The organism is Sphingomonas sp. FW306-1B-B10E, assembly GCF_058782005.1.
Genome location: NZ_JBYSXG010000020.1, coordinates 29,823 through 44,994 on the forward strand (window position 1 = coordinate 29,823; position 15,172 = coordinate 44,994).

The following is a 15,172-nucleotide window of genomic DNA, read 5'->3' on the forward strand; positions in this document are numbered from 1 at the left end:
GGCGCACCTATTGGATGATGATTTCGGCATGGAGCGCGCCGGCGGCCTTGATCGCCTGCAGCACGCCGATCATGCGGCGCGTGTCGACGCGAGCGCGCGACAGGGCTTGGACGAGATCCGCAACCGACGTGTTGGGGAAGCGGAACGTCGCGTCGGCAGCGCCCTGCGCCACCTCCAGCTTAGTGTTTGTGACGATCAGGCTCCGTACGTCGCTGGCGAAGCCAGAATAGAAGCCTGGTTGTGAGGCAGTATTCTCGGCAGTCACGGTCACTTTAATGTCGCCCTGGGCGACAACGACGCTCGAGATCATCACGTCGTGTCCGGCGACAACCGTACCGGTCCGCTCGTTGATCACGATGCGTGGCTGGATGTCCGGCTCGACCATCAGATTCTCGATGCTGGCCACGAACGGTGCGACATCGCCCGGACTGCGCGTGAAGCGGATCCGTACCTCATCCGCATTGCGCGCCCAGGCGGCGCCGGCACCCAGCCTTTCGCAGATCCGCTCGGCGATCCGCTGTGCCGTCGAGAAACTCGGATTGGCGAGAAGGAAGGACAGCTCGCCCTCGCTGGCTATCAGCCGCGACTCGACTGCGGACTCGATCGTCGCGCCTCCCGGCAGCACTGCGGTGGTCGGATAGTTGCGTTGTTGCTGATTGAGCTCACTCTCGAAGCGATAGCCGCCCACGACCAGCGCACCCTGAGCAAGCGCGTAAGCGCGCTGGTCGGGTCCGAGCAGCGGCGTCATGATCAGCGTGCCGCCGGCGAGGCTGCGCGCATCGCCGATCGAGGAAACGGTGACGTCGATGCGATCGCCGACATTGGCCGAGGGCGGCAGCACTGCGGTAACCATCACCACTGCGACGTTGCGGCTGCTGATCTGGTCGTCGGTGACGTTGGTACCCAGCCGGTTGAGGATGTTGCGCATCGCCTGTCGGGTCACCCCGCTGCGGCGGGTGTCTCCCGAGCCCGACAGCCCGGTGACCAAGCCATAGCCGACGAGCGCATTGTCGCGCCATCCGCCGAACCGGCCGAGCCCTTTGATCGGCACCTGCTGCGCCATCGCCGGGGCGGCCACGGCGATGCTCAACGCGATCGCAAAGGCGGCGAGCGCGAGCCTGCCCATCACAACAACCCCAACAGGCTGAACAGTCGGCCGATCAGCCCCGGCTTGGCGCTACGCGACACGAAGCCTTTACCGTTATAATCGATCTGGGCATCGGCGATGCGACTCGATAGGACGCTGTTCTCGGCCGAGATGTCCGCGGGGCGGACCCGGCCGCGCACGCCGATCACCGTGTCCTCGCCGTTGACGTGGATCTGCTGGCGACCGACGATGCGATAGTCGCCATTGGGTAGCACGCCTTCGATCGTCACGCTCAGCTGCGCTACCAGCCGATCGCTGCGGCGCGTTTCGCCGCGACCGCTGAACCCGCCGCCCAGGCTCAGCTGGCCACTCTCGTCGACTCCGCCCGCACGCAGGCCGCCGCTGAGACTGGTCGAACGGCTGCTTGACGACTGGGTGGTGTTCGATGCCTCAGCGCTCTGGAGGATGACGACAGTGATCGCGTCGCCCGGCGCCGAGGCGCGACGATCGGAAGCGAGCGCCGGCCAGCTGCCGGCCTGATAGAGGTCCTGAGCGATGGCCGGCGCGGTGGCGAGCAGCAACGCCAGCCCGGCCGCGCCGAGCGCCGCGTTCATTGCCCAGCCTCAGGAGCGAGCCGGAGCTCGACCGCGAACACCGCGCCTGCCGCATCCTGCACGAAGATTCGCTCGCCCGACCGCCCCGGCTGGAGCGCCGTCACGCCGCGCTCGATGACGATCGGGCCGGCCGACGATCGCAGCGTCAGCGCCGCGCCCTTCTCGACACCGCGCTCGACCGACAGCGCGATCCGGCCGAGATAGCCGCCCGCAGGCAGCGCCGTAGCGGGACGAGAGCCGCGTGCCGCGCGGTCATAGCGCACTGGTGCGGCCGGACGCGCCGGATCGCATACGACGACCACGACGTCCGCGGGGGCGATCAGCGCATCCGCAGACAATGGTCGCGCCGCCTCGAAGCACGCCGCTCCAGCAAGCGCAAAGGTCCACAACAAATTCAACATGATTACCGCCGAAGGCCGTTGATCACACCCATAAGTTGATCCGCCGCCTGCACGATCTGCGCATTGGCGGCATAAGCACGCTGCACCAGCATCAACCGGACCATCTCGTCCGTCAGCGCGACGTTCGAGCGCTCAATCGCGCCCTGGACGAGCAATCCGACTCCGTCTTCACCCGGCTGCGCCTCGTTGAGCTGCGTGTCCTCGTTCGCGCGGTAGAGCCCGCCATCGAGGCGGACGACGCCGCTCGCATCATCGACTTTGACCAGCTGGATCTGGCCGAGCTCGACCGCTTCGGCCGAGTCCGACACCGTCGCCCGGACCACCCCGTCGCTGCCGATCGCGATCGCAGTCGCGTCGTGCGGGACCGTGATCGCGGCGCGCAGCGCGACTCCCTTGTCGGTCGCGAGCAGCCCGTCCTCGTTCACCTTGAGGCCGCCGCCGCGCCAGAGGAGTGCCTGTCCGGCAGGCCCCATCAGCTCTATAAACCCGGCGCCTTCGATGGCTATGTCCATCGATCGGCCCGTCCGTTCGATCTCACCCTGCTCGTTGAGCATGAACTGCGCATCGAGCGTGACACCCGAGACCAACGTAGGATCGGCATCGGTTGCGGTCGTCGCCGCCGCCTCGATATCGGCGCGCCGCATTACCACGTCGGCATAGCGGACTTCGGACCGCTTGAAGCCCGGCGTGTTCACGTTGGCGATGTTGTTGGCGAGGGCGTCGAGCGCACGCTGCTGCGTCTGCAGCCCGATCGAGCCAACATAGAATGCGTCGCTCACCGTCCACCTCCCATCGCAGTCAGCACCTTGCCCATCAGCTCATCATAGACCTGGACCAATCGGGCACCGCTCTCGGCTTGGCGCATTGCCCCCATCACCGTGACCATCTCGTCACCCATGGATACGTTTGAGCTCTCGAGCATGCCTTGGCGAAGTCCCGCTTCGCGTGCCTCCTCCAGCGGCGTTTCGGCAATGAAATGCGATTCCCCGATCGCGCGCAGCCCAGTCGCGTCAGGCGATGCGTAGACTCCGATCCGACCTATCGCGCGCCCCTGATCGAGCACTGTGCCGTCGTCGACGATCTTGACCGATGCGTTTTCGATCACGAGGTCGCCGCCGCCCGCTTGCTGCAAAACATAGCCTTGCGGTGAAACCACCTGCCCTTCCGCGCCCATACGGAACTGGCCCTGCCGCGTGTACAGAATGCGTTCGCCGGCCCGGACCGCCAGCAATCCGGCGCCGTCGATTGCCAAATCCAGCGGATTTCCGCTCGAAATCAACTTACCCTGCAAGAAATCATGCCACTCCCTAAGCGGAATGACATTAATTGCGCCTTCTGCGGATGCCAATATGTCAGAGAAACCGATGCTGCGCTTGTAACCAGGCGTGGATATGTTCGCCATGTTACGAGAAGCGATTTCGAGTCGTCTCTCTGAGGCGCTCAATATCGCCGTCGCCGACTCCAGGACCCCTGACATTTACTCTCCCCCGCCCTGTTCGTAATGAAACAGAGTCGTAGGAGTGTCGTCAAGCGCCTATTCAGCGAACTAACCGAAAAACTTTTTTGTACTTCCGAATCGCGGATTTCTGCGCGACTTCGATGGTTTATCCGCGGGCAACCTCAGCCGGATTAGCAAAAATCTGCACAAGTCAACGTGGAAAATCCGATTCGTCGCAAAGTCAGCGCGTCCGGTCAATCGTCGAGACTGAATTCGAACAGTCCGTCCAGAAACGCATTGAAATCGGGCGCGATCAGTCGCACCCCTCCCTCGGTGAAATCCTTTTCGGAAAGCGTCACCTCGCCATAATCGTGGTCCCATAACAGAATTGCCCCGCGCCGGGCGCCTTGACCGACCAGGCAGAGTTGGTTGCCACCGGGATCCCTGCCGATCGCCAACAGCTCGGCCGGCAACGCATCGGCGAACACCTTGCGGATGTTGCGGATCGCGGAATAGTCGCGCTCCGGCGGCACCGCATAATAGAGCAGGTCGACCGTCGAGCCCTCCGACCCGTCGGCGTAGTCGAACGAATCGGGAAAGGGCTGGCCGCCGCCATGCTCCAGCAGGAAGGCGCGATACGCGTCGGGGAGCGCCCAACCCGTCGCCTGTTCGATCGCAGCGATTTCCGCCTCGCTGCCCGGCCCCATCGATCCCGAGATTTCCATCAGCGGTTGCGTTCCCTGTACAGCGCCTGTCCCCCGGCATGCCGAACCGCGTCGTGCAGGTCGGTCGGGATCAGCCGCATTGTGCCCAGATCATGGTCGTGATGCCAAGTGTAACCTGCCGGCCGCGGGTTGGCCCGGGTATAGCCCGCGGCGCGATCCGCCAGGGCGAAGTCGCGGCGATCGACACCGGTCAGATCGATCCTGACGCTGCGGATCTGATAGCGCGCGAAATCGGGGAAGCCCTGGATGTTGAACGGGACGCCGTGGGGGTATTTGCCGCCCAGCGGCCCGCTCAGTTCGAACGTTTGGCCAGCATAGCGGTAATTGGGCACGCGGCGGCCGTTGATGCGGCGGATCGGGTCGAAGAAATTGCGGATGTTGCGGCCGCGCTTGACGACCGACTCGAGGCCGTCGCCCATGACGGTGCCGACCACCGCACCGGTGAGCTGGCCGCCGCCGGTGCCGATCTCGGGCGCGCCGATCGACATGGACGCGCCGAGCACGTTGACGTCGAGCTCCCAGCCGAGGTCCGCGGCCAAATTGGTGAGGAACGGCGTCGCCCGGGTGGCGGCGAATTCGGAGACTTGGTCCGCGACCCCGTCCAGCGCCACGTCCGCGGCACGTCGGACGAGCGCCTTGACCGGTCCGCCGGTCAACACCGTCCGCGTGGCCTCGAAGCCGAGCTCGGCGATGATCGGGTGCCGATCGTAGAAGCCGGTCAGACCGTCGAGAACGTTGATCCCGCCCGACACGGCATTGGCGCCGATGTCGCTGCCGCCCGGACCGCGGCGGTAGCCGATGACCACAACCTCGGCGAGTTGGGTCTCGGCGACCGCCTGATCGGCCGCGCTACCTGTGCCATCCGTGACGGCGCCGCCAGCCGATGCCGCGGCGCGGCGAGTCTCAGCCGCGCGGCGCTGCTCGGAACGCTGGATCGTGTCCTCAAGCCGCCGCGCCGACTCGTCCTCGCTCAATCCGCCGGCACGCGTGGCATCCCATTGCCGCAGGCCGAGATTGATGCTGTCATCCGACGCAAATTCGATAGCCTGCGCCTCGGTGCCACCGGCGAGCAGGAAGCGGCGAATGACGTCGCGCGACACCTGGTTGTCGCCGGGGTCTTCGGTCGCCAGCCCGGTTTCCTCGAGAACATGGTTCACCTTGCGCGCGACGACGGCATTGTTGACTGCGTCGCTGACCATGTTGCCGATCGTCGAGCCGATCACGTCGGGCAGAGCGGCGAGGACATTGTCGCCGAAGTCGGAACCGTTGATCAGGCTGCGCGTCGCCGCGCCGGCGATCGCGCCCGCCATTCCGGTGGCCGCCTGCTGCGCATAGCCGGTCGCGCCACTCGCCCAGCGTCCAGGCTCGACCTTGAGCACGCCGCGGGCGAAACCGTTCCCCGCGGCCGCGCCGATCCCAGCAGCCGCCACCCCGGCCCAATCAAACCGGTCCTGGAGCCCGGTCGCCACGCCGACGCCCTGGGTAACCAGGCTGCCGACCGCCCCGCGCACCGCGTCGCCGACGAACTGGCTGCCGAGCATCGAGCCCTTGCCGAGCACTTCGCCCACGCCGGCGCCGACCGCCCCGCCGAGCGCTGCGAGCGCCACGCCCTTCCAGCTGAACTTGTCCTGGATGCCCGTCGCGACGCCCACCGCCTGGCTGGCCACCGACCCGGCGGCACCGGCAAGCGCACCCGCGCCTACCGCCTGGATGCCGGTCAATGCCGCGCCACCGAGTGCGCCATAGGTCAGCGCGGTCACGGCGACGGCGATCACCACCAGCAGGATCGTCCCGAAGACGCCGCACTTGTTCTTCTTGGACGATGCCTTTTGCGGCTGGGGTGTGGTGGGGCTGGTGTCCCCCATCACTTCGCCCGGATCGTATGGCTTGAAGGTCGACGCGTTGTGTGCGCTGCGCTGCACGCCCGACGGGATGGTCAGCGCCTGCCCCTCGGTGAGGGCGCTCGCCGCGGACATGCCGTTCGCTTCGGCGATGGTATACCACAGCGAACTGTCGCCCCACAGGCTCGCGGCGATGCTCGCCAGCGTATCGCCCTGGCGAACCGTATAGGCGCCGCCCGACGAGCCTTGGCTGTAACTGGTGATCGCCTGGAAATTCTGGTCGAAGTCGGCGTAGGCGGAACCGTAGCTCGAGCCGAACTGGAAGGCGCCGGTTCCGGCGCTCATCGTGCGATTGCCGATCGAGGTCTGATAGTCGGTATTCAGCGTGCCGTTGTTGCCGACATAGCCGAGCTGCTTGCCGCCGAAGCGGTACCAGACCTCGTGCGGATCGCCGAGCGAGTAGTTATAGTCGCTCTCATCGCGACGGATCACCTGGCCGTTCATGTCGTTGGTGAAGGTGATCGTATGCGGGCGGCCGTCCGCTACATAGATCGAGTTCAGCTGTCCGGCGGCGGTATAATAGAAATAGCTGGTCTGCGTCGCCTGGTTGGATTGGGAATAAGTGACGCTCGACTGAACCGCGCTGGCGTACCAGATGTAGTTGTTGGCGCTGGTCGCGTAATATTGATAGCCGCCGTTCTTGTAGGTCGAAACCGACGTGCTCACCGCGGCGCCGAGCGCATAGTTCGAACCATAGCCGTAATCGGTCGAACTATAGGTGGTGATCGTGTCCCCGCCCTGGCGCTGGACGGTCGTCACATAATAGGCTTGGCCCTTGTCATTGTAATAGGTCGTGTTGTCGTAGGCGGCCACGCCGCCATAGAGCCAGTCGATCTGTCGGTTCAGCCGCCCCATGCCATCGTAGTAATAATTGGCCTTGAGATCGCCGGTCGCGGCTGGCGCGGTGACGGTGATCGTGCCGTCGCCATTGTCGTAATAGCCGCTCTGCGCGACGCTTACCGTCGATAGATGCCCGTCAGCATCATACGTATAGTCCTCACGGCTCTCCGCATCATAATAGATGTAATTGTACGGATCACCGTAATAATAGGGGTCGTAGGGATCGTAATAATAATAGGGGTTGTAGACCGAAGCGGTCGCCCCGCTCGTCCGCGACGACTGCACCCGCTCTCCGGCCTGGTTGTAGACGACGTCGGTGCCCTGATAGCCGCGCATGATCTGCCCGCCGGCCTGCTGCCCCTTGGCCGTGACCACGCGGTTCATGCTGTCGTAGCGATACCAATAATCCTGTACGCTCGCGCCGCCCGATGCATTGCCGTTCTGGTCGAGCGTGCGATAGGTCGCGTAGCTGCGGCGAACATTGCCGTTGGCGTCGTAATTGTAGCTGATGCTCGCCGCGGGGACGGTGTAGCTGCCGCCCTCGTTCCAGCTGACCATGCGGTTGAGTGCGTCGTAACTGGCGCTGGCATTCTGGTAGGTCGTTACCGAGCTAGAATATTGCCAGTTCGAGACCCAATATTGGTCGTAATAGTCCCAGCCATATTCCCACCAACCGTAATCGTACCAGCCGCCGTTCTCGACGGTGTAGACTTCGGAAAGCCTGTTGCCCGCGGCATCGTACGAATAGGTGGTGCGATTGATCTGATAGGTCTCGCCCATATTGGCCTGGGCGCTGGCGGCCGAGCCATAGCCGCTGGTCGTCGAGCCGAGCAGGCCCGAGTTGAGGTAATTGTAGTTGACCGTCTCGAGCCCGGAGCGCTGGACCATACGGCCGGCAAGGTCATAGGTGTAGCTTGTGCCGTGGCCGCCGAGGTCGACCGAATATGTGACGTGGCCGAAGACGTCGGAATATTCGGTGCTGCTGCGGCCGTTCGCGTAGCTCGTGGTCTCGACCCAACCGCCGAAGGTGCCGAGGCCCGCCGTCCCGATGCCGCTATACCAGCTGTAGCTCGTCGTCGTGACGTCGCCGCCATAGGCCTGGCTGCGCACGACTCGGCCTTGCGCGTCATAGTCAGTGGTTTCGACATTGTAGCCGCCATACCATGAGTTCCAGTGCCGGATGCGCTGGCCGAGCAGGTCATAGGCGTAATATTCGGCCTGGCCGCTCGGGCGGGTGAGCTGGATCAGCCGGCCCATCCCGTCATAGTCGAATGCGGTGGTGCGGCCGACTTCGTCGGTGGCGCGGCGCAGGTCGCCGAAGCGGTCATAGCCGTTGCGCAGCACGCCGCCATCGGCATGATATTCGGCGGTGACCAGCCCTTCGCTGCCGCCATAGCCGGTGCCCGCCAGCAGCGCCCGCGTGGTGCGCGCGCCATTGGCGTCCTGGGTGCCGACCATGCGGCCGGCGATGTCGTAGAAATAATATTCGGTCGGGTTGACCCAGGCCTGCCAGCCATTCTCGTAGGTGACGATCACCGCGGCGCGCTGGGCATAGGTGACTCGCCCGGCGGCGTTGTAGCCGTAATTGGTCTGATAGCCGCGCGCGTCGGTTTCCCACACGGTCTCGCCAAAGGCATTGTAGCCGCGGTTCATCACGAGATCGCCGGCCCCGGCGCTCTCGCTCAATTGGCGCTGGCTCAGCCGAGTCGAGACCGCTTGGCCCCGCCGGTCATAGATGTTGATCGTGACGTTGACCCCGTCGACATACACCTGCCCCAGCCCGTAAGCGAAGCCGTAGGTGGCGGTGGAAATAGCGCCGTCGAGCGACAGCCAGCCGATCCAGCTGCCTTCGCTTTCGATCGTCGCAGTCTGGTTGCCGTTCGCGTCGTGGACATAATAGCGCCAAACGCCGTCGGTGCCGGTCGAGCGATAAAGCCGCCCGAGACCGTCATAGGCAAACTGCTCCTGCCAGCCGCCGTTCAGCCCGCGCTGCGCGACTTCGCCATACGCATTGTAGGCGATGTTCTGGACGTCGCCGCGGTCCCACCACGAGCCGTTCCAGACGCCCACCGACTGTGCGGTGACGCGCCCCAGCACGTCGCGATTGTAGAGCAGGCCCTCATAGGCGGTGCCTCCGTCGGACTTGGTGCGCGTGTAGTTCTGCCGGACGACGTTGCCGGCCGCGTCATAATAATATTGCGTCTCCGCGCCGACTGCATCGACCATGGTCTGCAGCCGCCCGCGCGCGGCATAGGTGTAGCGGGTGATGCGGTCGCCGCCGTCCATCCCCTCGGCGCCCTGGCGCGTCATCGCCAGATTGTTGACGCCGTTATAGTAATAGCGGACCGTCGGGCGCACCCAATTGCCGGTGAAGTCGGCATAAGGCGCCCGCGTCTCCTGGACGAGCCGGCCCATCGCATCATAGCCGTAATCGAGATAGTCGCCAGTCGCCTCGGTCTTGCGCGTCACCTGGCCCAAACCGTTATAGGCGTAGGTCACCGTCGCGGTGTCGCCGGCGCCATAGAGCTGCCCCCAACCGTCAACGCCGTACGCCTCGACATTGTAGCGATATTCGGCGATCCGCTGGCCGTTGCGGTCATAAGCGAAGGCAGTGATCCGGTCGGCGCCCGAGTCCGGCACCCAGGGCTGGGCGGACACATTCGCGCCGCTCGTCTGGGTCGCATAGCGCCGCTCCTGCAGGACATTGCCTTCGGCATCGAGCGTCCAGCGCGTGACGAAGCCTTCCTCGTCGACCTGCGCGATCTTGTGTCCGAGCCGATCGTAATAGGCGTAGAGTACGCTGCCATTGGCATCGGTGGTGCTGACCAGATTGCTGTCGGCATCATAGGCATAGGAGAAAGTGATCGCGCCGGTGGAGAGCGCGAAGGAGGCACCGTTCCACGCCCCCGTGCGTACGCCGGCGACGCTGCGCCAGACCATCCGGTTGAGCGCGTCATAGCCATAGGTCGTTTCGCGATATTCGCCTCCGGGTGCGCCCGGCGGGGTGCCGCCGGCGCTCCCCGGCTGGCCGATCGGCGTTCCCCAGATACGCGACGCGACGAGGTTGCTGGTCGCGTCGTAGCTATAGGTGGTGAGCGTGCCGACCGCGCTCACATCGGCGATCTTGCGGTCGAGATCGTCATAATAGAACAGCGTCCGCGCGCCGTTCGCATCGACGGTCTCGATCAGGTTGCCGCGGCCGTCATAAGCGCGCCGCTCGACCAGGTCGGTATAGCCGAAGCTGCTGTGATTCGACTGGTCGACATAGGCGATCGTATCGCCATGCACCTCGGTCAGGCGGTCGGTCTTGTCGTAGACGTACCAGCTGTAGCGATGCTCGGCGAGGCCTTGCGCCTCGTCGGACCAGACGCGGTTGCCGCGCGCGTCATAACCGTAGCGATTGGTGACCGTCGACGCGACCGTGTTGCCCCACATGTCGGTCGATGCCATCGGCAGTGTCTCGGCCACGAGCAGCCCGCGCCGGTCATAGGCGTTGGCCACGACTCCGCCGAGCTTGTTTCGCACCGACGCCCGGTTGCCGAACGCGTCGAGCGTGTACTGCTCGTAATTGCCGAGCGCGTCGATCGTGCGGGTCAGCCGGCCGAGCTTGTCATATTCGAAAGCGGTGGTCGCATCGCTGCCATGCCCGCCATAGGCCGGGTAGATGTCCGCGCCTGCTGCATTATACGCCTTGTTGAAGCGGCGGGTGATCGCGGCGACCTCGCCAAAGGCAGTGTAGCTTGTCTCGGTGACATAGTCTTCGGCATCCCGCGTCAGCACGATCCGGCCGAGCTTGTCGTAATAGCTGTAGCTCGAATTGCCGCGCGCATCGGTGGTGCGAACGAGGTCGCCGAACGCATCATAGGCGAAGCTGGTGGTGCCGCCGAGCGGATTGGTCTCGCTGACCTTCCGCCCCGCTTTGTCATAGGCGTAGCCGGTGGTGCGGCCGAGCGGATCGACGCGGCTGACGAGGTTGCCATGCCCGTCATAGCCGAGTTGGGTCACTGCCTGTTCGGCCGTGCCATAGGCGTCGTACTGGACGACCAGACGTCCGGCCGGATCGTAGACATATAGCGTGCGGCTGTCCTCGGCCTGGCCCTCCATGCGGATGTCCCAGGCGAGCTGGCCGTTGGCATAGTAATAATAGCGGCGGGTATGGCCCTCGCCGTCGATCCTGTAGGTGAGACGGCCGCTGGCGTCATATTGGTTGGTGCTGCCCGCCCAATTGCCGCCCACCGCACCGTTGACGGTGTAGATGCTCCAGCCATCGTCGGCCGCAACCGGAGCATCCCAGCGGGCCGTGAAGGTCAGCCGGCCCTCGGCGTCATAGTCGTTGCGCGTGACATAGCCTTCGGCGTCGATCGTGAAGCGCAGCTCGCCGCGGGCGCTGTAATAATAGCGAGTGATGCGATCGGAGGCAGTGGGATAGCTGGCAACCCAGCCGTCCATGTCGGCCTTGCTCGGAAGGCTGCCGGTCCACCGCAGATTGGCATATTCGACCTTGCGGGTCAGCTGCCCGACATTGTCATAGGCGTAGCCGACCACGCCGCCATTCGCGTCGATCGTGTAGGCGAGGCGCCCCGCATCGTCGTAGACCGACCAGCTCGTGCGGTTCGCCGAATTGCCGGCGAGCCCCGCCATCACGTTGCGGACATTCTCGTAGCTGTAGCTCGACAGCGCGCCGATCGCGTCGGCATAGACAATGGTCTGGCGCACGACGCCGAACGCGCTCCACGTCCAGCCGGCATATTCATAGCCATATTCGGTGACGTGGCCGAGGCCATCGATGGTGAAGCGCAGATTGTCCTGCTGATCGTAGACGTAGCGCGTGCTGGCATCGTTGGCCGCGCTGCCGACGCTGTTGATCAGGTCCTGCAGGCTGTTGCCGGCGCGATACGGCGCATAGGTCGCGTTCGCGTAAGCGACTTCGAAGACCTTGCGCCCGGCCGCGTCATAGTCGACCCGGCTCAGATAGCCCTCGCCGTCGAGCGTGCCGATCGTCCGACCGTCCTTGTCGTAGAAGATGCGCGACACGCTGTCATTGGCGTGCCCGCCCGGCAGCACGGGCGCTGTCGGCGACGTCGCCTGGAAGCCGGCAACCTGCCAGCCGGCGAGCTTGTTGACGAACGCGGTCGTCCGCACCAGCCTTCCCGACGCGTCATACTCATAGGTGGCGACCGATCCGTCGCCCTCGATCGCTTCGACGATCCGGCCTTCCTTGTCGTAGACCGACCATTTCCAGACGTCGTAGCTGTGCGCCGGCGGGCGGATCGCGGCAATCTCGACGTTGGAATTGGGGTCGGCAAGCAGCGCCATGGTCGCACCGCCGCCGGCGATGCCGTTGGTGTAATTGACCGTTGCTACAAGCCGATCGTTGGCATCGTAGCGATACTCGGTCACCCAGCCATATTCGTTGATGTCGGCGATCTTCCGGCCGACCTTGTCGTAGAGATAATAGCTGCGCACGCCGCTCGCGTCGGTCGTCACGCGGAGCCGCCCGTTGCGGTCATATTGATAGCTGGCGCTGCCCCCGGCGACGAAGGCGCCCGATTCGGTGAAGCTCACCAGCTCGCCGGCGCGATTGTAGGTCGAGGTCTGGACGAAGCCGTTGGCGAGCGTCACCACCGTCTGCGACGCCGCGTCGTTGAAGACGAAACTGGTGGTGCCGCCGTTGACGTCGGTCTTGGCGGTCAGCCGGCCGAGCCCGTCATAGACGTAATTCTGCCAGTTCTGCCCTGCGACGACGTTCGCCAGCAACTGGCCGGCCTGATCATAGGTGAAATATTCGTGCGTGTAGCCATAAGCGGTGTGCGGCGCATAGGGATTGTACGCCGCGCCGTAGCTGACCTTCTGCGTCAACCCGCCGCGCGCGTCATAGCCGTAATGGACCTGCGCGTTGGCGCTGGGATCGGCGAGCGACCCCACCCAGTTTACAAGCTGCGACTCGTCGAGCGGGGTGGTCGCGGCCAGCCCGGAGGTGTCGTAGAACTGGCCGTTATATTCGAGCGTCACGGCCAGCTGGCCATAGCCGTCATAGCGATATTCGGTGACGCGGCCGGCGGCGCTGACGGTGAAGCGGAGCCGGTTTGCGCCGTCATAGACATAGCGATCGGTGTGCTGCGCGCCGGCCGAATCCTTGTCGGATCCGACGCGCGTCTCGGTCAGCAGCTGGTTGGCGGCGTTGAACGTGCGGGTGACCGCGTTGCCGAGCCGGTCGGTCTGGCTGATCGTGTTGCCCCAGCCGTCATAGCCGTAGCTGGTGACGTTGCCGCTCGCATCGACGACGCTGGCGAGGTCGCCATTGCCGTTATAGCCGAACTGGACGACCTGCTGCGCCATGCCGGCCTGGGCCGGCGGCGCGTCGATCCGGGTGAGCGCGCCCGCGCCGTCATAATAAAGCGTCGTCGTCTGTCCGACAGGATCGGTGATGTTCGTATAGCCCGCCCCATAAGCGAGCGACGTGGTGCGGGTGACGCCGTCCACCACCGTCTCGGCGACGCCGACGATGCGGTTGTCGTCGTCATAATAGAGGTCGACTCGCGAACCGTCGCTCTGCGCGATCGCCGAGACCAGCCGCGACGCGCCGTAATAGCTGTAGCTCGTCGTATAGGCTTGTCCGTCGGCGACGCTGTTGTCGCCGGGGCTGAGGTCGACCGTCACGCTGGCAAGGCGGCCATAGCCGTCATAGCCGTAGCGCGTGCGCGTGAGCGTCGTGCCCTGGCTCGACGTCACGATGCTGGTGATGTTGTTCCCCGACCAACCATATTGAATCGTCCCGCCGTCGGCGGTGCTCACCTGCACCAGCTTGTCGGCCGAATAGGCGAAGGAGACCGTATTGCCGCTGGTGTCGCGTTGCGAAGTGATCCGCCACTCGGCGCCATAGGCTTCGTAGACCTCGGCCACCTGGCTCTCGCCGTCACGCCACGTCCAGGCGCCGTTGTAGCTCAATGTGTCATAGGCGCCCGCGCCATCGGTCGCGACATAGACCGAGCCGTTGAAGCTGTAGCTGATCTCGGCGCCGTCCGCGCCGCGGCGGCGGACCGTGCTGCCCCAGCCGTTTACCGCGCCGACGAGATCGAAGACCTTGCGATCGGTGCTCTGGCGCCAATTGTCGCCATTCTCGTCGCTATAGTTGCCGCGGCTGTTGTAGGTCCGGTTGATCCCCAGATCGGGGCCGCGACCGAGGAGGATCTCGTCCTGGCGATTGATGACCAGATTGCCGTTGGCGGCGTTGAGAAAGAGCTTCTCGCCGCCGCGCCCCATGCTGGCGGATCCGAGCAATCCCGCCCCGCCCAGCACGCTGCCCGAACCACGCTCCAGCCCAGTGCCGGCTCCCGTGAAGATCGCAACCATGTCGCCCCCCGTCATGACGGGCCTTCCACCCGTGCATTTAGAAAGGTCAGCGGATTTCGCGAAAAGTTTAGCTATTCTTTGCGTGCGCTGGCCGGCGGCGACTGAGGCGGCCTACCCCCTATGATGTTGATCTATGACGACAGCCCTTCAACCTCCCCGAGGCGCCGGTCATCTGCGGCGGCGCGCAGGTCGGCGCGATCGACGGGCATGAAGTAGGGCTCGCACTAAATAACTATCCGAGACTGAGCTACGATTGCGCGGCAGCTCCTCAATCCCGTCGAGACGGGCGCCGATCAGCTCCGGCGTAAGATCGGCATCGGGTAGGCGCTCATCTACCCGCTGGGCTGGCGGCATCGCTTGGCTAGTGCTGTGCGAGCCTAAGCGGTTGTCACCACTTTAAGATTTCGAAAGGCCCGGCACGTATTCCGCCTTGCATTCCGATAGCAAAAAAGAACGGCCATCCGATACGACGAACTGCCGTCCCTCGATTTTCGCGTAGAGAACGCCCAACAGTTCGGCCCCGCGCTCGATCTGCCGCTGCCACCCCTTCACATCGTCATGATATTCCAGAGCGTAAAACGGGGTCCCATCGGGTATGGTCAGAATCCAGTTCGGCAGACTGACGCCACCACTTTTCACAACTGGTGGATCAACTTTCCAAACGACCTCATCAAAGGCATCAGCGGGCTTTGAAGGCGGCACGAAGCTCACATAGCGAACTTCATCCGCTTCTTCAGGCCTACTGCCTGGAATCACCGGCTCACGGGTGATCTTTCCTACAATATCTTCGAGCGATTTTACCATGGAACCTCC

At 64.4% G+C, this 15,172-nt stretch carries 8 protein-coding genes; all 8 read right to left on the reverse strand.

All coding sequences use genetic code 11. The features are described from left to right. Positions 1-7: 7 nt before the first annotated feature. The 8 genes from flgI to AC3WJI_RS10025 all read right to left on the reverse strand — a co-directional run bounded on the left by flgI (position 8) and on the right by AC3WJI_RS10025 (position 15,163). On the reverse strand, positions 8-1,126 hold the full coding sequence (gene flgI / locus AC3WJI_RS09990; RefSeq protein ID WP_492757110.1) for a flagellar basal body P-ring protein FlgI: 1,119 nt from the start codon (positions 1,124-1,126) through the stop codon (positions 8-10). After that, a complete protein-coding gene (locus tag AC3WJI_RS09995; protein ID WP_492757111.1) occupies positions 1,126-1,701 on the reverse strand; it encodes a flagellar basal body L-ring protein FlgH in 576 nt (191 codons plus the stop codon). The genes flgI and AC3WJI_RS09995 overlap by 1 nt, the downstream gene beginning before the upstream one ends. Then, on the reverse strand, positions 1,698-2,102 hold the full coding sequence (locus tag AC3WJI_RS10000; RefSeq protein ID WP_492757112.1) for a flagella basal body P-ring formation protein FlgA: 405 nt from the start codon (positions 2,100-2,102) through the stop codon (positions 1,698-1,700). The genes AC3WJI_RS09995 and AC3WJI_RS10000 overlap by 4 nt, the downstream gene beginning before the upstream one ends. A gap of 2 nt (positions 2,103-2,104) precedes the next feature. Continuing rightward, positions 2,105-2,881 (reverse strand): flagellar hook-basal body protein, encoded by a 777-nt coding sequence (locus AC3WJI_RS10005; protein WP_492757113.1) that lies wholly within the window; start codon positions 2,879-2,881, stop codon positions 2,105-2,107. After that, entirely contained in the window at positions 2,878-3,579 is a 702-nt protein-coding gene (locus tag AC3WJI_RS10010) for a flagellar hook-basal body protein (RefSeq protein WP_492757114.1), read from the reverse strand. The genes AC3WJI_RS10005 and AC3WJI_RS10010 overlap by 4 nt, the downstream gene beginning before the upstream one ends. Before the next feature lie 215 nt (positions 3,580-3,794). Beyond that, complete coding sequence (locus AC3WJI_RS10015; protein ID WP_492757115.1) at positions 3,795-4,265, reverse strand: SMI1/KNR4 family protein; 471 nt, start codon at positions 4,263-4,265, stop codon at positions 3,795-3,797. Then, the gene (locus AC3WJI_RS10020) at positions 4,265-14,374 is read right to left on the reverse strand and encodes an HNH endonuclease (RefSeq protein ID WP_492757116.1); all 10,110 of its coding nucleotides are present in this window, start codon (positions 14,372-14,374) and stop codon (positions 4,265-4,267) included. The genes AC3WJI_RS10015 and AC3WJI_RS10020 overlap by 1 nt, the downstream gene beginning before the upstream one ends. Positions 14,375-14,755: 381 nt before the next feature. Beyond that, positions 14,756-15,163: a hypothetical protein gene (locus AC3WJI_RS10025; RefSeq protein WP_492757117.1), complete on the reverse strand. Its 408-nt coding sequence runs from the start codon at positions 15,161-15,163 to the stop codon at positions 14,756-14,758. Positions 15,164-15,172: the final 9 nt, after the last annotated feature.